The following is a 20,312-nucleotide window of genomic DNA, read 5'->3' on the forward strand; positions in this document are numbered from 1 at the left end:
GGCTCAGGGTTTGCGGGCGACGAAGTCGATGAGGGCGGAGCGCCCGGAATGGCCGCGGCCCTCCTGCACGTCGCGCTCATAGGTCGCCAGACGCTCAATCCGCCAGCCGGGGAAGGCGGCGCGCAGGATCTCGGGCGTCCACATCTGCGCCGGGTCGGGCGGCCCGCCGGTGCCCAGCGCCACCTGCTCGGGCGTGTAGCCGTGCAGGACCAGCCGCCCGCCGGGCTTCAGCGTGCGGGCGAGATCGGCGAACTGACCCGGGCGCAGCTTGGGCGGCATGAACTGGATGAAGATGCCCATGACCAGATCATAGGGCCGTTCCCATTCCCAGGCCTTCCAGTCGCTGACCCGCGCGTCCAGCGCCACGCCCCGACCCGCCGCCAGCGCCCGGGCGCGCGAGACCGCCGTCGGGGACAGATCGAAGCTGGTCACATGCATCCCGGCCGCGGCCAGATGCACGCCGTTGCGCCCCTCGCCATCCGAGACGGCAAGCGCGGTTGCCCCCGGGATTAACGCCCAGGGATTTTCGACCAGAAAGCGCGCGGGCGCGGTGCCGAAGAGGTATTCGTCGCTGCCGCGATAGCGGTCTTCCCACATGGTCAAGGTTTCCCCTTGGGATTGAAATTCATTGACAGAATCGCCTTCGTGACGGACCTTTTTCGGCATTCATGGTCAAGTATCGAGGGAGCGCAGTCCATGTTCAAGGCCACCACCATCATTCTCGCTGTCGGATTGTCCGTGGCGGCGGGCGCTGCGGGCGCCTGGGAGCGGATCCAGACCGAAGCGCAGTATCGCGAGCGGGTCGCCGGTCGCCAGATCACCCTGGAAAACGGCCATGTGACCTTTGCCGCCGATGGCAGCGCCTCGGGCCAATGGAACGGGACGCCGATGGTCGGCAGCTGGACCTGGAGCGACGGGTTCCATTGCCGGACGCTGCGCATCGGCAACAATGATCTGGGCACGGATTGCCAGCTTATCGAGTTGCAGGGCAACGAGCTGCGGGCGACCGCCCAGCGCGGGCAGGGTCGGGCCACGACCGCCCGCCTGAACTGATCACCAGAAGTTCTGCGGGTCGATATCGACGGCGAGCCGCGTGTCGCCGGGCGGTTTCAGACCCGCCAGCCAGGCCCGGATCGCGCCCTGCAAGGGCGCGCCCTTGGCCGCCTTGATCAACAGCCGCACGCGGTGGCGCCCGCGCACCCGGGCCACGGGGGCGGGCGCCGGTCCGAAGAGCTGGGCGCCGATGGCGTGGAGGGGCCCCGCGTGCTGGGCCAGCAGGTTGCCGGTCTCGAAGGCCTGCTCGACCGAGGTCGAGGAGATGATGATCCCCGCCAGCCGCCCATAGGGCGGCATGCCCAGCGCCTGCCGCTCGGCGGCTTCCGCACGCCAGAAGCCCTCGTCATCGCCGCTGAGAATCGCCTGAATCACCGGATGGTCGGGCTGGTGGGTCTGCAACAGCGCGAGCCCCGGCTTCTCGTGCCGCCCGGCCCGGCCCGCGACCTGCCGGATCAGCTGGAAGGTCCGCTCGGCCGCGCGCAGGTCACCGCCATGCAGGCCCAAATCGGCGTCGATCACGCCGACCAGCGTCAGCAGCGGGAAGTTATGCCCCTTGGCCACCAGCTGCGTGCCGATGACGATATCGGCGCCGCCTCCGGCAATGGCCGCGATCTGCTCCTTCAGCGCCCGGGCCGAGCCGAAAAGGTCCGAGGACAGCACCGCCACCCGGGCCTCCGGCCAGGTGGCGCGGACTTCCTCTTCCAGCCGCTCGACCCCCGGGCCGATCGGATGCATCGAGCCCTCGGTCTTGCAGGCCGGACAGGCGGTCGGGATGGGCGCCGTCGCCCCGCATTGGTGGCACATCAGGCGGTTGAGGAACCGATGCTCGACCATCCGCGCGTCGCAATGGTCGCAGGCGATCTGATGGCCGCAGGCGCGGCAGGTGGTGACGGGCGCATAGCCGCGGCGATTGAGGAACAAGAGCGATTGCTCGCCCGAGCCGACGCGCTGGTCCACCGCCTCCTTCAGCGCCGGGCTGATCCAGCGGCCGTGGGGCAGCTTCTGGCCGCGCAGGTCCAGCGCCCGCATCTCGGGCAGTTCCGCCACCCCGAAGCGGGCGTGCAGGTCCAGCCGCTCGTACTTGCCGCTTTCGGCATTGGCCCAGCTTTCCAAAGACGGCGTGGCCGAGGCCAGCACCACCTGAGCCGAGGACAGCGAGGCGCGCAGCACCGCCATGTCGCGGGCGTTGTAGTGGACGCCCTCGTCCTGCTTGTAGGAGCTATCATGCTCCTCATCGACGACGATCAGGCCGAGGTCGCGGTAGGGCAGGAACAGGGCCGAGCGCGCGCCGACCACCATCTGCACCCCGCCCTCGCCAACCATGCGCCAGAGCCGGCGGCGCTCGGTCGTGGTGGCGCCGGAATGCCATTCGCCGGGACGATGACCGAATCGCGCCTCGACCCGTTCGAGGAAGCCTTCGGTCAGGCCGATTTCGGGCAGCAGGACCAGCGCCTGACGGCCCTTGCGCAGGCATTCGGCCACCGCTTCCAGATAGACTTCGGTCTTGCCCGAGCCGGTGACGCCCTTCAGCAGCGTCACCCCGAAGGCATCGGCCCGCGACCGCAGCACCGCAGCCGCAGCCGCCTGATCCTCGCTCAGCTCCTTGCCCGCACGTTCGGGGTCGAGGCGGGGATAAGGCTGGTCCTTCGGCGCCTCCATCTCGATCAGCGCACCCTGCGCCGCCATCGTGTGCACCACCGATCCGGTGACACCTGCCGCGCGCGTGATCTCGCCCACCGTCAGCGCCGCGCCGCCATAGGTTTCGAACACATCGAGGATGCGCTTGCGGGCATCGGTCATCCGCGCGGGCGGCTCGCCCGGGGCATAGACGCGGATCGTTGCCGGTCCCTGGAAAAGCCCCGGCGCCCGGGTGGCAAGGAACAGCATCAGGGACAGCGGCGTCAGCGTGTACTCGGCGGCTTTCACCAGAAACTGACGCAGTTCGTCCCGCATCGGCGGCACGTCCAGCACACGGTTGACCGCGCGCAGCTTGGTCACCGGCAACCCGCCCTCGGCAGGGCCCCAGACGCAGCCCAGAACCAGCCGCGGCCCCAGCGGCACCTCGACGAAATCGCCCAGCTGCGCCCCGCCTTCCGGCGCCTTGTAATCCAGCAGCCGGTCCAGCGGCTGCGTGGTCAGCACGGCCAGCGGCTGGCCGGGCTCGAACCGGGGAGCGATGCCTGTTTGCGCAACCAGGGGCACGGGCGAAAGACCTTTCGGGCGGGGTTGCGATAGGGTATGACGCGACCGAACCCCCTTCGCAACCGCAAGACGTCTGCCGCCAGGCGTCGACAGAGCACCGAGAGAGCCATGAAATTCTTCGTCGATACCGCCGATGTGGCCGCGATCCGCGACCTTCACGCCCTGGGCATGGTCGATGGCGTGACCACGAATCCGTCGCTGATCCTGAAATCGGGCCGCGACATCATCGAGGTCACCAAGGAAATCTGCTCGTTCGTCGAAGGCCCCGTCTCGGCCGAGGTCGTGGCGCTGGAGGCCGACGCGATGATCGCCGAGGGCAAGAAACTGGCCGAGATCGCGCCGAATATCGCCATCAAGCTGCCGCTGACCTGGGACGGGCTCAAGGCCTGCAAATACTTCTCGGACGCGGGCCTGATGGTCAACGTGACGCTCTGCTTCTCGGCCAACCAAGCGCTCTTGGCGGCCAAGGCGGGCGCGACCTTCATCTCGCCCTTCATCGGCCGGCTCGATGACATCAACCTCGACGGCATGGACCTGATCGGCGACATCCGGCAGATCTATGACAATTACGGCTTCGCGACCGAGATCCTCGCCGCCTCGATCCGCACGGTGAATCATGTGACGCAGGCCGCCCTCGTCGGCGCCGATGTGATGACCGCGCCGCCGGAAGTGATCCGCAAGCTGGCCTCGCATCCGCTGACCGATGCAGGTCTGGCACAGTTCATGAAGGACTGGGAAAAAACCGGGCAGAAAATCGTCTGATCCGGTATAGGATCGGCCGAAGGACACAAGATCGGGGACGACATGGCTGCCACCGGACCGGCACAGGACAGCAGACCGCAGGACGAATGGCGCGCGCGCGTGCTGGCCGACCCCGGGCTGGTGCTGGATGATCCCGAGGTCATGCGCGCCCTCGTTCTGACCTCGGAACGGGCGATGGGCGGCAATGTCGTCGATCTGCGCGGCATGGCGATGGAGCGGCTGGAATCGCGGCTCGAACGGCTGGAGGATACCCACCGCGCCGTCATCGCCGCCGCCTATGAGAACCTCGCCTCGACCAACCAGATCCACCGGGCGCTGTTGAAACTGCTCGATGCCGACAAGTTCGAGACCTTCGTCATGGACCTCGGCGGCTCGGTCGCCGAGATCCTCGGGGTCGAGGCCGTGCGGCTGGTGCTGGAAAGCGCCGAGCCGGGCGCGAGCCTGGGCAAGCTCGACACCATCCTGCGGGTGAAAAAGCCGGGCTTTACCGAACATTACATGAGCGGCGGACGCCCGGCCCCGGCCCGGCCCATCGTCCTGCGGCAAGGCGTCCCGCCGTCCTCCGGCCCTTATGGCGAGGTGGCGGCGGACCTCAGGTCCGAGGCGCTGATGCGGCTCGATCTGGGCAAGGGGCGGCTGCCCGGGATGCTGGCCATGGGGTCCGAAGACCCGCACCGTTTCAAGCCGGGGCAAGGCACCGATCTTCTGGCCTTCTTCACCGGCACGTTCGAGCGCGTGCTCCGGCGCTGGCTGTCGTGACCCTGGCGATCAGCCCGGCCCTGCGCGACGCGCTGGCGGGCTGGCTCACCCATCTTGCCGCGCTGAGCGACGCCTCCCCCCACACCGTTGAGGCGTATCGCGCCGATGTCACCGGTTTCCTCGATTTCCTCGCCCGCCACCACGGCGGCGCCGCCGGTATGGCGCAACTGCGCGCGGTCGAGACGGCCGATCTGCGCGCCTGGATGGCCCAGGCCCGCGCCCGCGGCCTCGGCGCCCGCTCGCTGGCCCGGGCGCTGTCGGCGGTCAAGAGCTTCGCGCGCTGGCTGTCCGACCGCGAGGACGATTTCGACGCCACCGCCATCCTCTCGGCCCGCGCGCCGCGGCATCAGAAACCCCTGCCCCGCCCGCTGGACGAAGACGCCGCCCGCGCCGTTACCCAGCAGATCAGCGACGACAAGGCCGAGGCCTGGATCCGCGCCCGCGACACCGCCGTGGTGACGCTGCTCTATGGCTCGGGCCTGCGGATATCCGAGGCGCTGGGCCTGACCGGGCGCGACGCGGCACTGATCGAAAGCCCGGGCGCCAGCCTCAGGATCCTCGGCAAGGGCGGCAAGGAGCGGCTGGTGCCGGTGATCCCCGCCGCCGCCGCCGCCGTCGCCGCCTATCTCAGGCTCAGCCCCTATCCGCTGGACCCTGACGGCCCGCTCTTTCGCGGCCAGCGCGGCGGCCCCCTGAACCCCCGGCTCATTGCCCGGGCGATGGAGGGGGTGCGCCTGCGCCTCGGCCTGCCCGCGACGGCCACGCCCCATGCGCTCAGGCATTCCTTCGCCACCCATCTCCTGAGCGCGGGCGGCGACCTTCGGGCGATCCAGGAATTGCTGGGCCATGCCAAGCTCTCGACCACGCAGGTCTATACCGCGGTCGACAGCGCCCGGCTGATGGAAAGCTATCGCGCCGCGCATCCCCGGGCGCAGGGCGGCTAGCCGCCGCGTGGCGCCCGCGCGCCAAACGCGCTATGGGGGGCGCGACTCGCCCCTTCAGCCAACGGATCCCGCCATGAGCAAACGCCTCGTTCTCTCCAGCGACCATGCCGCCATCGCGCTGCGCCAGGCCATCGCGTCCCACGCCGCGACGCTGGGCTGGGAGGTGGTCGACATCGGCCCGACCACGCCCGAGAGCACCCATTACCCGGTGCACGGCAAGGCCGCGGCCGAGCGCGTCACCTCGGGCGATTGCGATCTGGGCATCATCCTCTGCGGCACCGGGCAGGGCATCATGATGGCCGCCAACAAGGTGCCCGGCATCCGCTGCGGCGTCTGCTCGGACACGTTCTCGGCCCGAATGATCCGCCAGCACAACGACGCCAACATGCTGTCGATCGGTGCCCGCGTGGTGGGCGAGGGTCTGGCGCTGGAGATCGCCGAGGCCTTCCTCACCGCCGAGTTCGAAGGCGGCCGCCACGCCACCCGGGTGGCGATGATCGAGGGCTGATCCCTACCCGACCCCGATTGCAAGCGGCGCCCCTCCCGGGCGCCGTTTTTCTTTGAACCGTTCCGCCCCCCCGCACGACCCACGGGCAGGAAACACCGGAGACTGCCATGACCCGCCGCTTCACCCTCTTCTCGCCCAAACCGAAACTCCACGCCCCGCGCCCCGCCCTTCCCGTGACGCCCCGCTGAAAGACGACCATGCCTGACCGGACCCTCGCCCTGCGCCTCTCGGCCGCTTTCGCCCTGCAGGTGCTGATCGGTCTGGGCGGACAGGCCGCGCCGCTGCCCCGCCTGGCCCTGCCTCTCGCCGAGCGCAGCACGCCGGCCCCCCAGCTGACCCCGGCGCTCGCTTCGGTTGCCTGAAGCACGCCGGCCACAGGCATGCCCCCGGTCCCCCCAGGCCGGGGGCATCGCATTTCGCGAAGCGCCGACCGCTCAGGTCCTTGCGCCAAGCGCCCAAAACCGGCAGACAAGGGCATGATCGAGACCTTCCGCGCCTATTTCGTCCATATGTTCACCGCCACCGGGGCCGTTTTCGCCATGCTGGCGATGCTGGCCGCGGTCGAGTCCGAATGGGCGCTGATGTTCCTGTGGCTGGTCGTGGCGCTGATCGTCGACGGGATCGACGGGCCGATGGCGCGCAAATACGACGTGAAGACCAAGGCGCCGATCATCGACGGGATCCTCCTGGACCTGATCATCGACTATCTGACCTATGTCTTCATCCCGGCCTTTGCCCTCTTCAACTCGGGGCTGCTGCCCGGCTGGACCGGCTGGACGGCGATCATCGTCATCACCTTCGCCTCGGTCCTCTATTTCGCCGACACGCGGATGAAGACGGCGGATTACTCGTTTTCCGGCTTTCCGTCCTGCTGGAACATGGTGGCGCTGGTGGTCTTCGCCACCCGGCCGGATTTCTGGGTCATCCTCGGCGTGGTCGTGATCCTGTCGGTGACGATGTTCCTGCGCGTGAAATTCGTCCATCCGGTCCGCACCCAGCGCTGGCGCTACCTCACCCTGCCGATGGCGCTGGGCTGGGTCGCCTTCGCCACCGCCGCCGCCTGGACCGATTTCACCCAGCCGCCGCTGGTGACGCTGGGGCTGATCGTGACCAGCGTCTACCTGATGTGCGCGGGCTTCGTGCAGCAGCTCCTCTACCGCGAGACGCTCTAGATTAGCAGCCCCCCGGCCCGTTCGTGCCGCAGCAGCCAGACCTTTGTCTCGACCCCGCCCGGGGCCGAGAAGCCGCCAAGACCGTTGGTCCCCAGAACCCGGTGACAGGGCACGATCAGCGGAATCGGGTTGCGGCCGCACAGCTGGCCCATGGCCTGGGCGCTGACGCCAAGCTCGCGGGCGATGGCGCCATAGGTCCGGGTCTCGCCGCGGGGAATGGCCGACATCGCGGCACAGGCCGCCTGCTGGGCGGCGCTGCCGTCGATCCTGATCGGCAGGTCGAAATCCGCATCGTCCGACGCGAAATAGGCCGCCACCTGACGGGCGGCTTCCAGCAGAAGCGGCGTCTCGTCCCGCCCCCGCTCCCCGCCCCAGCGCGCAGAGATCAGGGCGCCGTCGCGCTCGATGAGCGTGAAGGCGCCGGTCGGGGTGTCGAGGGTGAGGGCGGGCATGGCGGCAGCATGGCATATCGCCCGCCCGCCGCCCAGCCCCGGGGCCGTAGGATGGGCAATATTGCCCATCCTACCAGGTCTCAGCCCAGCGCCGCGTCGCAGCGCGCGCAGGTGCCCGGGTGCTTGTGGCTGCCGACATCGGGCAGGATCTTCCAGCAGCGCTGGCATTTTTCGCCCTCGGCATGCTGGAACACCACGCCGACGCCCGGCACGTCCTCGGCGGTAAAGGCGCCCTTCGGCGCCTCGCCGGTCGTCAGGCTCAGCGAGGAAGTGATGCAGAGCGTGGCGAAAGTGTCGGGGTTCGTCACGATCTGCGCCAGTTCCGGCGACAGATAGACCTTGGGCGAGGCCTCGAGCGAGGCGCCGATGGTCTTGTTGCGCCGCTCCACTTCCAGCGCCCCGGTCACCACGCGACGCACCGCCCGGACCTTGGCCGACCGCACCGCCAGCTCGGCATCGAGCCAGCTGTCAGGCGTGACCGGGAAGTCCTGCAGATGCACGCTCTCGCCCTCGCCCGGGAAGCGCGACAGCCAGACGTCCTCCATGGTGAAGGGCAGGATCGGCGCCAGCCAGGTTGTCAGCCGGTGGAACAGCGCGTCCATCACCGTGAGACAAGCCTGCCGCACCGCCGAGTCCTTCGGATCGCAGTAGAGCGCATCCTTGCGCACGTCGAAATAGAAGGCCGAGAGGTCGGTGGTCGCGAAGGTGAACAGCGCCTGGAACACGCCCTGGAAGTCGAAGGCGGCATAGGACTTCTTCACCAGCGCGTCGAGCTCGGCCAGACGGTGCAGCATCAGCTGCTCCAGCTCGGGCATAGCCTCGCGCGCCACCGCCTGCGCCGGGTCGAAATCGCCCAGTGCCCCCAGCATGAAACGCAGCGTGTTGCGCAGCCGGCGGTAGCTGTCGGCGGTGCCTTTCAGGATCTCGGGCCCGATCCGCTGGTCCTGGGTGTAATCCGCCAGCGCCACCCAGAGCCGCAGGATATCGGCGCCGTATTGGTCGATGACTTCCTGCGGGACGATGGTGTTGCCGATGGACTTGGACATCTTCATGCCCTTCTCGTCCAGCGTGAAACCATGGGTCACCACGTTGCGATAGGGCGCGCGGCCCTTGGTGCCGCAGCCCTGCAGCATCGAGGAATGGAACCAGCCGCGGTGCTGGTCGGTCCCTTCCATATAGACATCGGCGATGCCGTCCGGCACGCCGTCCGCCCGGTCGCGCAGCACGAAGGCATGGGTCGAGCCCGAGTCGAACCAGACGTCCAGAATGTCAAAAACTTGGCTATAGGCTTCCGGATCGTGCAGGTCTTTCAGCACCTTTTCCTTGAAGCCTGGCACATACCATGCATCGGCGCCTTCGGCCTCGAATGCCAGACGAATACGGGTGTTGACCCGCGGATCCTTCAGCAGGAAGTCGGCATCGTCCGGTTTCGCGCCCTTCTTGACGAAGCAGGTCAGCGGCACGCCCCAGGCGCGTTGACGGCTCAGCACCCAGTCGGGCCGCGTCTCCATCATCGAATGCAGGCGGTTGCGGCCAGAGACGGGGGTGAACTTGACCAGATCCTCGATCGACTTCAGCGCCCGCTGGCGGATCGTGTCGCCATACTGGCCCATGCCGTCGTCGAGCGTCTTGTCGATGGCGGCGAACCATTGCGGCGTGTTGCGGTAGATCACCGGCGCCTTCGAGCGCCAGGAATGCGGGTAGGAATGCTTCAGCTTGCCCTTGGCCAGCAGCGCGCCAGACCAGGCGAGTTGCTTGATGACGCTGACATTGGCCGGGCCTTCCTTGCCGTCCGGGGTGATGATGTGCTGACCGGCGAAGAGCGGCAGATCGGCGCGGTAGCTGCCGTCCGGCTCGACGTTGTAGGTCATCTTGAGGCCATGCTTCAGGCCCAGCACATAATCGTCGTCCCCGTGCGAGGGCGCGGTATGCACGAAGCCCGTGCCCGCGTCATCGGTCACATGGTCGCCCGGCAGCATGGGCACGTCGTAATCCCATTCGCCATTGCCCTCGGCCACGCCGCGGAACGGATGCGCCAGCACCAGGCCCGAGAGTTCCTCGGCCGAGACGCTGCGCACCTTCTCGAAGCCCGTCACCTTGGCCGCGGCCATCACCGCCGAGACCAGCGCCTCGGCCAGCACCACGGTCTCGCCTTCGGCCACCGTCGCCTTCTCGTCGACTGAGAGCACCCGGAAGATCGCGTAATCGATCCCCGGGTTATAGGCCACGGCGCGGTTCTGCGGCAGGGTCCAGGGCGTCGTGGTCCAGATCACCACCGAGGCCCCGTCCAGCACCGCATTCACCGGCTTGAACCGCACCCAGACCTGATGGCTGGTGTGATCGTGATACTCGACCTCGGCCTCGGCCAGCGCGGTCTTTTCGACCGGCGACCACATCACCGGCTTCGAGCCCTGATAGAGCGCGCCGTTCATCAGGAACTTCATGAATTCCTCGGCGATCACCGCCTCGGCATGGAAGTCCATCGTCAGGTAGGGGTCGTCCCAGGTGCCGGTCACGCCCAGCCGCTTGAATTCCTCGCGCTGAACCTCGACCCAGCCCTCGGCGAACTTGCGGCATTCCTGGCGGAAGGCGACGATATCCACGTCGTCCTTGTTCAGCCCCTTGGCGCGGTATTGCTCCTCGATCTTCCATTCGATCGGCAGGCCGTGGCAATCCCAGCCCGGCACATAGCGGCTGTCGAAGCCCATCATCTGGTGCGAACGCACGATGATGTCCTTGATCGTCTTGTTCAGCGCGTGGCCGATGTGCAGATGCCCGTTCGCATAGGGAGGGCCGTCATGCAGGATGAAGGGCTTGCGGCCGGGCTTCTCGCGCAGGCGCTCGTAAACGCCGATCCGCTCCCAGCGCGCCAGCCATTCGGGCTCGCGGGCGGGAAGGCCCGCGCGCATCGGGAAATCGGTCTCGGGAAGGAACAGGGTGTCCTTGTAGTCGGGGGTATCGGCACACATCGCGTGGGCTCCGGTCATCTGGATCGTCTGGGGGAATAGCAAAGGTCGGCGCAGGTCGCCATACGCCTTGTCCCGGCAACTCTGGACTCAGAGCGCCGGGCCGCTAATTCGACGAAGGATGCCGCAAGCGACGTACATGTCGCGGCGTATAGGCCGCCGCGACTGCCGGGTAAAGAGGCCGCAACCGACCGATCCGCTGCCCGGAGGCACCGCGCGCAGGGATTTTGCTTCACCCGTGTAAAAAACGCTTGCATTTGCGATGGAAGGCGCAATTGTTACCATATGAAAACAGATTCTGCACGTGCACAGATCCCGCTTCCCGAGGGCATCCCCTCGGGCAAGGAATACTATGAACGCTCGCTGACGGTAGCGCTGCTCAGGGCGCGCGAATCGACCATGCGACGGTTCAAGAAATACGCCGATCAGGCCGATTTGTCGCTGCCGCAATGGCGGGTGCTGAGGGCGCTGGCCGATGGCGATGCGCTGGACGCGGGCACGCTCTGCCAGCGCTGCGTGATCCTGCCGCCCTCGCTGACCCGGATCCTGCGGGCGCTGTCCGAACGCGGGCTGATCCGCCCGGTCGAATGCGACGACGCACGGCGCCACATGGTGACGCTGACGGCCGAAGGGCAGGCGCTGTTCGACCGGCTGGTGGGCGCCTCGGAATCCTCGCGGCGCGAGATCGACGAGGCCTTCGGCGAAGAGAAGATGGCGCTCCTCCTCGATATGCTGAACGAACTCAGGATCGTGACCGAGGCCCTGCCCGACAACGAATAGGCCCTCAGGCCCGCCCGGCGACCGTCGACAGGCTCAGGGGATCGACCCCCATGGACCGCAGCGCACCATTCCACTGATGCTCGCCCGGCGTGGCGGCAAAGACCAGATCCTCGGGCGCGGCCGCGGTCAGCCAGGCGTTCTGGGCGATCTCGGCCTCCAGCTGCCCCGGTCCCCACCCGGCATAGCCCAGCGCCAGCAGCCAGCGCGTGGGCGCCTCGCCCCGGGCGATGGCGCGCAGGATCTCGGTCGAGGCGCTGAGCATCAGCCCGCCCGGCAGCGGCGTGGCCGAGGCGTCCTCGGTGCTGCCCGCGGTGTGCAGGACGAAGCCGCGCTGCGTCTCGACCGGGCCGCCCGACAGGACCGGGCTTTCCGCATGCGGTCCGTGCTCGTCGATGCCGATCTGGTCCAGCACATCGCCCAGCGTCAGATGCGGCAGCGGCCGGTTCAGCACCAGGCCGAAAGCCCCCTCGCTGCCATAGGCGCACAGATAGATGACCGAATGCGTGAACCGCCGGTCCCCCATCGAGGGGGTCGAGATCAGCAGTTTTCCGGTCAGGTCGAAGGTCATGGTCATTCTGTCTGGGCCAGCACCCCCTCAATGTGGCCCGCCCCGACCCAAAAGCCAAGGCGGGGCCCCCGCCCCTCTCGCCGATTTGTGACTTTTCGCCTCGGGCGCATCTGCTAAGCACGGGTCATGACCGTCATGTACCGCACCCGCCGCGCCGCCCTTGGGACGGCGTTGTCCGCCCTCGCCCTCAGCCTTGCCCCGTCCGGCTCCGCCTCGGCCCAGGGCCGGATCGACAATCCCGTGGTCGAGGCCGAGATCCTGCCGGGCTGGACGACGCAGAACGGCACCCGCATGGCGGCGCTGCGGCTGATCCTGACGCCGGGCTGGCACACCTATTGGCGCATCCCGGGCGAGGCGGGGATCGCGCCGCGGCTCGACTGGGGGCAATCGCAGAACGTGGCCTCGGTGGTGCCGATCTGGCCGCGACCGGAGATCATCGACCAGAACGGCTATCGCAGCTATGGCTACGAGGACGAGCTGATCCTGCCGCTTCAGGTCACGGCCCAGGACCCCGGGCGCCCGATGGCGCTGCTGGGCGCGCTGTCGATCGGCGTCTGCAACGAGACCTGCGTACCGGCCGATGTCGCGGTCCAGGGCGTACTGCGCGGCGCGGGCGAGCGGGACCGGCGGATCTCGGCCGCGCTCGACACCGCCGCCCGGCCCGGCGCCCGGGCGGGGCTGACCCGCACCACCTGTCGGCTTGTGCCCGAGGGACGCGGCGCGGAACTGACGCTGCGCGCCACCCTGCCGCCGCAGGGCAGCGCCGAGGATATCATCCTCGAACTGCCGGGCAGCCCCTACCGGATCACCGAAAGCCGCACCTGGCGCGAGGGCGGCGAGCTGGTCGCGCAGGCGACCCTGCGCCCGCCCCGGCGCAGCGAGGCGGTGGGGATCGACCGGGCGTCCATCGCCTTCACCGTGCTCAGCGAGGAGCGGATGTCCTGGTCGCAGGGCTGCACCGGCGGCTGATCATTCGCCGGGCGGCGTCGGCGCCGCCGGGGCCCGCAGCATCAGCAACCCGCCCAGCCCCCAGAGCAGCACCAGCCCCGCGCCCACCGTCGCCGCGAAGACGGCGAAGCCCGCGACCAGCCCCTCGCCCCCGCCCCAGACCAGCGCCGTCAGCGGCCCCGGCTCGCGGGCAACCAGCGTCCAGCCCATGCTCAGCCCGAAGGCCACCAGCACCAGCGCCGCCGCCGCGAAGGGCAACGCCCTCAGCCCCCGTCCGACCTGGCCCGCGGGCATGCGGAAGGCCCGCCGCAGCGACCGCACCGCCCGGCTCAGGTCATGCCCCGACGCCAGCAGCGCCGGCACGATCAGCAGCACCAGCACCATGCCGAAACCCAGCCCGTAGGACAGTGTCACCACCGTCGGGCGCAGGAATTGCGCGTCGTTCGAGCGTTCGAACAGCAGCGGCCCCAGTCCGAAGACCGTGGTCGCCGTGGTCAGCAGCACCGGCCGCAGCCGGTCCGCCGCCGCATCGGCAATCGAGGGAAAGAGCCCCCGGTCGCGGGCGTATTCATCCACCGTCGAGACCAGCACGATACTGTCGTTGATGATGATCCCGGCCATGCCGATGATCCCCACGACCGAGAACATGCTCAGCGCGATCCCCCAGGCCATGTGGCCATAGATCACGCCGATCAGGCCGAAGGGGATGACCGACATCACCACCAGGGGCCTGAGCCAGCTGGAAAACACCCAGGCCAGCGTCAGGTAGATGGCGATCAGGCACCCGATGGTGCCCAAGAGCGCGTCCGAGAGGAATTCACTCTCCTGCTCGCTCAGGCCCGACAGGCGGAAGGTGATGCCGTAATCCTCGGCCAGCCGCGGCAGGATCTCGGCCTGCATCTGCGCCAGCAGGGCGGCGACCGCGGCCGGGTCCTCTTCGTCCAGAACCCCGCTCACCGTGACCAGCTGCAACCCGTTCTCGCGCTGGATGCTGCTGAAGCCCTGCCGGGTCTCGACATGTACGATGTCGCCCAGGGGCAGGTAGCGCCCGCTGGCCGAGCGCAGCAGCGTGTTCCCCAGGAAATCCGCCGCCCGTTCATGCTCGGGCAGCGTCACCCAGATCTCGGCCGAGCGCACGCCATCGGGGAAACTCGCCGCCTCGATCCCGCTCAGCCGCTGGCGCAACTCGCGCGCCAGGGCTTCCGTGGAAAAGCCCAAAGCCAGCCCCTGCGGGGTCAGTTCCAGCAGCATCTCTTCCTTGTCATAGGCCAGCGAATCCTCCAGCCCGGTGACATTGGCAAATTGCTCAAGCTGCGCCTTCAGCGCCTCGGCGGCGGCTTTCAGCGTCTCGGCATCCTGCCCGATCAGATCCACCGACAGCGAATCCCCGCCGGGGCCCGAGCCGAAACTGCGGAAACTCAGCTCATCCAGCAGCGGGTTCTGGCGGACCTCCTGCTGCAGCATCGCGGTGAAGTCGAACGAGGAATAGGGCCGGTGATCGGCGCCGATCAGGTCGATGGTCAGCGATCCCAGCCGGTCAGGCTCGGCATTATCCGCCGCCGCCAGCGCCCGGCCCGCGTTGCCGCCGACCTCGGCCACGATGGAGGCCATCGGCCATTCGCCATGCTCGGCCTCCAGCCGCGCCGACAGATCGTTCGCCGCGCGCTGCAATTCCTGCATCATCGCCATCGTGTCGTCGCGCGTCGCGCCTTGCGCCATGACGAAATTCGCGCTCAGCGTCCCCTGTTCGGGCGAGGCGAAGAAGCGCCATTGCACCTGCCCGCTGATCACCATCGAGGCCGACCAGGCCAGCAGCACCATGAGCCCCGCCAGCACCACATAGCGCGCGCGGATCACCAGCATCATGAAAGGCCGGAACAGCCGCGCCCGGAACCAGTCGAAGCCGCGATTCACCTGCCGCGAGGGCCAGTCGTACCAATGGTCCTTGGCCGATCCCGCCAGCGCATGGGCCATGTGGTTGGGCAGGATCAGGAAGCACTCGACCACCGAGGCGATCAGCACCGCGATCACCGTCCAGGGAATGTCGGCGATCATCGAGCCGAAGCGCCCGCCGATCACCGTCAGCCCGCCAAAGGCGATGATCGTGGTCATCGACGCCGCCAGCACCGGCATGCCCATGCGCGTGGCCGCGTTCTCGGCCGCCTCGAACGGCCCTTCCTTCAAGGCCCGGTGCCGCCAGTCGGCGTGTTCGCCGACGACGATGGCATCGTCCACCACGATCCCCAGCGTGATGATCAGCGCGAAAAGCGAGATCATGTTGAGGCTCATGCCCGCGACATACATCACCGCCACGGCCGAGAGCATGCTGACCGGGATCCCCATCGCCACCCAAAGCGCGGTGCGGGCGTTGAGGAACAGAAACAGCAGCACCAGCACCAGCGCCAGCCCCTGCGCGCCGTTCTTCACCAGCAGGTTCAGCCGCGCCGAAATCTCCTGCGCGCGGGCGTTGGCCAGCTGGATGTCGACGCCCTCGGGCAAGGACAGCACCATCTCGTCCGCGACGCGCTGCACGCTGTTCTGGATGCCGATGGCGTCGCCCGTGGCCGAGCGGTTCACCCGCACGACGATGGCCTGGCTGGGCCCCACGTAATAGGCGCGGTCGCGGTCGATGCTGCGGGCGGTGACGCTGGCCACGTCGCCCACCGTCAGCGTGCTGCCATCCGCGGCCGAGCGCAGGACGATGGCGCCGATCTCCTCGGGCGTGCGGCGGGCCTGCCCCGTGCGGACCCGCTGCGACCCGCCCGCGATCTCGCCCGAAGGGTCGGCCGCGACCGAATTGCCGATGGCGGTGGCGATCTCGGCCAGCGTCACGTCGTATTGCACGAGCCGCATCGCCGGCACCTCGACCGAGACCTCGGGCGTGGCGATGCCCTGGATCGAGGCCCGCGTGATCCCGGCGGCAAAGAGCCGTGCCACGAATTCATCGGTGAACCGCGCCAGTTGTTCGACCGCGACCGGGCCCGAGACGATGACATTCGTCACCCGGTCGCTCCAGGCCGAGCGGCTGACGCGCGCGTCCTCGGCATCGGCGGGCAACGTCGAAATGCCGTCGATCGCGTCCTGCACATCCTGCGCCGCGCGCTCGATATCGGTGCCCGGCTCGAATTCCAGGGTGATCTGCGCCCGGCCTTCGCTCGCCCGCGATGAGGTCGAGGTCACGCCCTCGACCGCCATCAGCACGGGCTCGACGATCTGCACGATGGCGGCGTCCACATCCGCCGATCCCGCGCCGGGCCATGGCACGGTGACGGAGACGCTGTCAACCACGATATCGGGGAAGAATTGCGCATGCATCCGCGGCACGGCGACCAGCCCCGCCGCCAGCATCAGCACCAGAAGCAGGTTCGCCGCCGTGCGGTGGCGAGTGAAATAGCGGAATAGGCCCAGCGAGGTGGCGGCGATCATCCGTTCCTTCGCCATGCCTCAGCCCCCCTGCCGCCCGCCGCCCTGCTCCAGCCGTTCGATCAGCTGGGCGGGGACCGTCTCCTGCTCCAGCTGCGCCAGAATGCGGGTGCGGACCTGTTCGGGCATGCGGGTGTTCTGCTCGACCCGGGCGATCAGCGCCGCGCGGCGGTCGGCGTCCAGCGCGACCAATTCGGGCGCGGCGGGGATCCGGGCTGTCCCTTCGTCCCGCTGCGGGCGCACCCGGATGCCCGCGCCCAGCAGCGGGCTGCGGGCGGCGACGATCTCGCGCCCGGCCAGACCGCCCACCTGCACCAGCACCTGATCGCCCTGCCGCCGCACCACCTCGACCGTCGCCGCCTCCAGCCGGTCGTCGGCGGCCAGCACCAGCACACCGCCATCCGCCCCCACCGCCGCGGCGGGGATCATGGCGACGCCCGGCAGCTCCGGCTCTGTGACGCGGACGGTGACGAAATCGCCGGGACGGAAGCCGCGCGGTGCCTCGATCTCGGCATAGACCAGACGGCCCGATTGCCCCTCGCCGACCGAGGGCGCGGCGCGGCTGAGGCGCCCGGGCGAGGTGATCTCGACCCCGCCCATGTCCAGCGCGATCTGCGCCCGGGCCGGGACCAGCGCGCCCTCGGGGTCCAGCAGCCGCAGGTATTGCGCCGTGGACAGCCGGAACGAGACCTCCAGCGCGTCGGGGTCGATGACCGAGGCCAGCCGCTCGTTGCCCGCCACATGCCCGCCCGCCACCGCCGCCGTACCGCTCAGCACCCCGCCGAAGGTCGCGACGATCTCGGTCTCGGCCAGCCGCCGCTCGGCCTCGGCCAGATTGATCCGGGTCCGCTCCAGCGCCGTGCGGGCGCTCGCCACCCGGGCCTCGGCATTGGCCTCGGCCTGCTGGCGGGCAATGAGCGCGGCGCGGGCCGAGGCGAAGGCCAGTTCCGCATCCTCGACCGTCGCGGCGGTGCCGACGCCCCGCGCGCTGAGCGATTGCTGCCGCTCGAAGGCGCGGCGGCGCAGATCGACCTGCGATTCAGACTCCGCCCGGTCCAGCCGCGCCAGTTCCAGCGCCCGCTCGGCGTCGCGCGCCTCGTCCTCGGCCTCCGCCAGATTGGTCCGCACCAGATCGCGCGCCGTCACCGCATCGGCGGGGTCGAGCCGTACCAGCACCTGCCCGGCCTCGACCACGGCGCCTTCCTCGAACCCCGGCGCGATCTCGGCGATCCGCCCGGCCGAGGGCGCGCGCAATTCCAGCGTCCGCCGAGACACGACCTCGCCGAAGGCCGAGAGCACCGGCGCCACCGCCCCCGGCTCAAGGCTCATCACCCGCACGGTGAAGACCCGCTCGCGCGCAGTGCGCGGCATGTCCTCCCGGGCGGCGCGGGCCTCCAGTGTGTCGCGGATCATGCCGCCGGCAAAGCCCAACAGGCCCAGCGCCAGCGCGCCGAGGAATACAGCAATCAGGCTGCGGGTCAGAAACCGCATGCATCGACCTTCCGAAGGACCCGTCTGGTACGGGACGAAGTGGGGGCCGGATCACCGCAGCGGGCCAGCCTGTGCCCCCGTTTCACGCAGCACGGAGTTATTTCCGTCGCAGATGTTCGTCCAGCCGGGGCATGATTTCGACGAAATTGCACGGCCGGTGGCGGAAATCGAGCTGCCAGTGCAGGATCTCGTCCCAGGCATCGCGGCAGGCCCCGGGCGAGCCGGGCAACGCGAACAGATACGTCCCGCCCGCCACGCCCCCGGTGGCGCGCGATTGCACCGCCGAGGTGCCGATCTTCTGCATCGAGACCATGGTGAAGACCGTGGCGAAGGCCTCGATCTCCTTCTCGTAGACATCGCGATGCGCCTCGACCGTCACGTCCCGGCCAGTGAGGCCTGTCCCCCCGGTCGAGAGGATCACGTCGATCCCCGGATCGGCGATCCAGGCGCGGAGTTGTTCGGCAATCTGTGCGCGTTCGTCGGGCAGGATGGTCCGGGCCGCCAGGACATGCCCATCCGCCGCGATCCGCTCGACCAGCGTATCGCCCGAGCGATCCTCGGCCGCGGTCCGGGTGTCCGAGACGGTCAGCACGGCGATGCGGACCGGGATGAAGGGTTTCGTCTCGTCGATGCGGCCCATGCTTCAGCCCCTCTGAATGAGTGCCAGCCTCAGCGCCAGCCCGGCGAAGATCGCCGCCGAGACGCGCCCCAGCCATGCGGCAAAGCGCGCGGACCGCATCAGCCGCCCCGCCGCGCCCCCGGCAGCGAGGCCCACGGCGCCGTTCACCACCAGCCCGCCCAGACCGATGATCACGCCGAAAATCAGGAACTGCGGCAGGATGGCGCGGGCCGGATCGACGAATTGCGGGATGAAGGCCAGGACGAAGAGGATCACCTTGGGATTGGTCAGATTGACCATCAGCCCCTCGCGAAACGCCCGGCGGGGCGAGACGCGCGGCACCTCGGGCAGGCCGCTGGCCCGCAGGGATTTCCAGGCGAGGAACAGCAGATACGCCACCCCGACCCAGCGGATCGCGTCGAAGAGCCCGGGATGCGCGGCGACCAGCGCGCCCAGCCCCAGCCCGGCGATCAGCACATGCACCAGCGAGCCCAGCCCGATGCCGAGATTGGCCGCCATCGCCGCCCGCGGCCCGCCCCTGAGCCCCTGGCCAAGGCAGAACATCATATCCGCGCCCGGGGTCAGATTGAGCGCCACAGCGGCGGGGATATAGGCGAGCAGGATGACAGGATCGATCACGGCAGGCTCCGCAGGCGCGCTTGCAGAGACAGCAGATCCGCCCAAGCCTCGCGCTTGGCCTCGGGCGAGCGCAGCAGATAGGCGGGATGCAGCATCGGCAGCGCCGGACGGCCCAGCGCCTCGGCCCATTTGCCGCGCAATCTCAGGATGCCCCGCAACCCCAGCAGCGCGTCGCAGGCCACATTGCCGACGATGACTAGCAGATCGGGATCGGCCAGTTCGATATGGCGCAGGAGGAAGGGCTTCAGCATCGCCAGCTCGTCCTTGGTCGGCTCGCGGTTGCCGGGCGGGCGCCAGGGGACGGTGTTGGTGATATAAAGCGCCTTGGCCGGATCGGGGCTTTGCCGCGACAGGCCGATGGCACCGAACATCAGGTCCAGAAGCTGCCCGGCCCGGCCGACGAAGGGACGGCCCAGACGGTCCTCGTCGGCACCCGGCCCCTCGCCCACGATCATCACCCGGGCCTTCGGATTGCCATCGGCAAAGACGCAATTACGCGCGCCGAGCTTCAGCTGGCAATGATCGAACCCCGCCAGCGCCTCGGCCAGCGCGCCCAGATCCGGCGCCGAGGCCGCGGCCCTTTGCGCCTCGGCGACGCCGAGATCCGAGTCGGAAAGCAGCGAGGGCGCCCCAGTCGGCGCCGCGGCCCGCACGGCCTTTTTCGGCACCGGCACAGCGCGCGCCGCAGCCGCCTCGGCGACCAGCGCGAATCGGTCCAGCGGCTGCGCCTCCAGCGCTTCCGTCACGCCCAGTTCCGCCTGCCATTCCAGCAATGCCCGGGCCAGATGCCAGTCGAGATGTGCATTCATCGGCGCGAGACTAGACCATCGGCAGCGCCTCGCCAATGAGTCGCGGCACGGACCGGGTGGAAGCGGGGGCCAGCCCCCCGCACCCCCCCGCTCAAGGGGGTTTTCCACCCCCTTGAGAAACCCTCGAGGATATTTGGAGAACAAAGATGAAGGTTAAGGGGGCGCTAACCCGCAATCTTCGTTCTTAAAATATCCTCGGGGGGTGAATGCCCGC

19 protein-coding genes are annotated in these 20,312 nt (G+C 68.9%); 9 read left to right on the forward strand and 10 right to left on the reverse strand.

Annotated features, from left to right (window positions below):
• Positions 1–3: 3 nt before the first annotated feature.
• Entirely contained in the window at positions 4–597 is a 594-nt protein-coding gene (locus VDQ18_RS15285) for a class I SAM-dependent methyltransferase (RefSeq protein ID WP_323021795.1), read from the reverse strand.
• A gap of 99 nt (positions 598–696) precedes the next feature.
• Between VDQ18_RS15285 and VDQ18_RS15290 the strand changes: the two genes are divergently transcribed.
• Positions 697–1,053 (forward strand): hypothetical protein, encoded by a 357-nt coding sequence (locus tag VDQ18_RS15290; protein WP_323021779.1) that lies wholly within the window; start codon positions 697–699, stop codon positions 1,051–1,053.
• Here VDQ18_RS15290 and VDQ18_RS15295 read toward each other — a convergent pair whose 3' ends face one another.
• Positions 1,054–3,234, reverse strand: coding sequence for a primosomal protein N' (locus VDQ18_RS15295; RefSeq protein ID WP_416235114.1), 2,181 nt, complete (start codon positions 3,232–3,234; stop codon positions 1,054–1,056).
• A 132-nt stretch (positions 3,235–3,366) separates the two neighbouring features.
• On the opposite strand from VDQ18_RS15295, the gene fsa reads away from it, so the two are divergent.
• From fsa to VDQ18_RS15325, 6 genes are all read left to right on the forward strand, one after another.
• Positions 3,367–4,020 carry a fructose-6-phosphate aldolase gene (gene fsa, locus VDQ18_RS15300; protein ID WP_323021780.1) on the forward strand — a complete coding sequence of 218 codons (654 nt, stop codon included), beginning with the start codon at positions 3,367–3,369 and terminating at the stop codon, positions 4,018–4,020.
• A gap of 42 nt (positions 4,021–4,062) precedes the next feature.
• On the forward strand, positions 4,063–4,779 hold the full coding sequence (locus VDQ18_RS15305; protein WP_323021781.1) for a DUF484 family protein: 717 nt from the start codon (positions 4,063–4,065) through the stop codon (positions 4,777–4,779).
• Positions 4,776–5,723 (forward strand): tyrosine recombinase XerC, encoded by a 948-nt coding sequence (locus VDQ18_RS15310; protein ID WP_323021782.1) that lies wholly within the window; start codon positions 4,776–4,778, stop codon positions 5,721–5,723. Before VDQ18_RS15305 ends, VDQ18_RS15310 begins: the two co-directional genes overlap by 4 nt.
• A gap of 73 nt (positions 5,724–5,796) precedes the next feature.
• Positions 5,797–6,231, forward strand: a complete 435-nt coding sequence (gene rpiB / locus VDQ18_RS15315; RefSeq protein WP_323021783.1) for a ribose 5-phosphate isomerase B — start codon at positions 5,797–5,799, stop codon at positions 6,229–6,231.
• Positions 6,232–6,428: 197 nt separating this feature from the next.
• The gene (locus VDQ18_RS15320) at positions 6,429–6,593 is read left to right on the forward strand and encodes a hypothetical protein (protein ID WP_323021784.1); all 165 of its coding nucleotides are present in this window, start codon (positions 6,429–6,431) and stop codon (positions 6,591–6,593) included.
• Between the two features lie 114 nt (positions 6,594–6,707).
• Positions 6,708–7,403 carry a CDP-alcohol phosphatidyltransferase family protein gene (locus VDQ18_RS15325; RefSeq protein WP_323021785.1) on the forward strand — a complete coding sequence of 232 codons (696 nt, stop codon included), beginning with the start codon at positions 6,708–6,710 and terminating at the stop codon, positions 7,401–7,403.
• On the opposite strand, the gene VDQ18_RS15330 is transcribed toward VDQ18_RS15325, so the two are convergent.
• Positions 7,400–7,855: a methylated-DNA--[protein]-cysteine S-methyltransferase gene (locus VDQ18_RS15330; RefSeq protein ID WP_323021786.1), complete on the reverse strand. Its 456-nt coding sequence runs from the start codon at positions 7,853–7,855 to the stop codon at positions 7,400–7,402. The two genes, VDQ18_RS15325 and VDQ18_RS15330, sit on opposite strands and share 4 nt — an antisense overlap.
• Before the next feature lie 80 nt (positions 7,856–7,935).
• Positions 7,936–10,824 carry an isoleucine--tRNA ligase gene (gene ileS / locus VDQ18_RS15335; RefSeq protein WP_323021797.1) on the reverse strand — a complete coding sequence of 963 codons (2,889 nt, stop codon included), beginning with the start codon at positions 10,822–10,824 and terminating at the stop codon, positions 7,936–7,938.
• Positions 10,825–11,106: 282 nt separating this feature from the next.
• Here ileS and VDQ18_RS15340 point away from each other — a divergent pair, with 282 nt between their 5' ends.
• Positions 11,107–11,601 carry a MarR family transcriptional regulator gene (locus tag VDQ18_RS15340; RefSeq protein WP_323021787.1) on the forward strand — a complete coding sequence of 165 codons (495 nt, stop codon included), beginning with the start codon at positions 11,107–11,109 and terminating at the stop codon, positions 11,599–11,601.
• 4 nt (positions 11,602–11,605) lie between these two features.
• Here VDQ18_RS15340 and VDQ18_RS15345 read toward each other — a convergent pair whose 3' ends face one another.
• On the reverse strand, positions 11,606–12,175 hold the full coding sequence (locus VDQ18_RS15345; protein WP_323021788.1) for a YqgE/AlgH family protein: 570 nt from the start codon (positions 12,173–12,175) through the stop codon (positions 11,606–11,608).
• Between the two features lie 120 nt (positions 12,176–12,295).
• Here VDQ18_RS15345 and VDQ18_RS15350 point away from each other — a divergent pair, with 120 nt between their 5' ends.
• Positions 12,296–13,138: a protein-disulfide reductase DsbD domain-containing protein gene (locus VDQ18_RS15350; protein WP_323021789.1), complete on the forward strand. Its 843-nt coding sequence runs from the start codon at positions 12,296–12,298 to the stop codon at positions 13,136–13,138.
• Here VDQ18_RS15350 and VDQ18_RS15355 read toward each other — a convergent pair whose 3' ends face one another.
• From VDQ18_RS15355 to VDQ18_RS15375, 5 genes are all read right to left on the reverse strand, one after another.
• A complete protein-coding gene (locus tag VDQ18_RS15355) occupies positions 13,139–16,558 on the reverse strand; it encodes an efflux RND transporter permease subunit (RefSeq protein WP_323021790.1) in 3,420 nt (1,139 codons plus the stop codon).
• Between the two features lie 3 nt (positions 16,559–16,561).
• Positions 16,562–18,031, reverse strand: coding sequence for an efflux RND transporter periplasmic adaptor subunit (locus tag VDQ18_RS15360; protein ID WP_323021791.1), 1,470 nt, complete (start codon positions 18,029–18,031; stop codon positions 16,562–16,564).
• 97 nt (positions 18,032–18,128) lie between these two features.
• Positions 18,129–18,671, reverse strand: a complete 543-nt coding sequence (gene moaB, locus VDQ18_RS15365; protein ID WP_323021792.1) for a molybdenum cofactor biosynthesis protein B — start codon at positions 18,669–18,671, stop codon at positions 18,129–18,131.
• A 3-nt stretch (positions 18,672–18,674) separates the two neighbouring features.
• Complete coding sequence (locus VDQ18_RS15370; protein ID WP_323021793.1) at positions 18,675–19,289, reverse strand: LysE family translocator; 615 nt, start codon at positions 19,287–19,289, stop codon at positions 18,675–18,677.
• A complete protein-coding gene (locus VDQ18_RS15375) occupies positions 19,286–20,098 on the reverse strand; it encodes a uracil-DNA glycosylase (RefSeq protein ID WP_323021794.1) in 813 nt (270 codons plus the stop codon). Before VDQ18_RS15375 ends, VDQ18_RS15370 begins: the two co-directional genes overlap by 4 nt.
• Positions 20,099–20,312 lie beyond the last annotated feature (214 nt).

It is taken from the genome of Pararhodobacter sp. (assembly GCF_034676075.1).
In the GTDB taxonomy this organism is placed as follows: Bacteria; Pseudomonadota; Alphaproteobacteria; order Rhodobacterales; family Rhodobacteraceae; genus Pararhodobacter.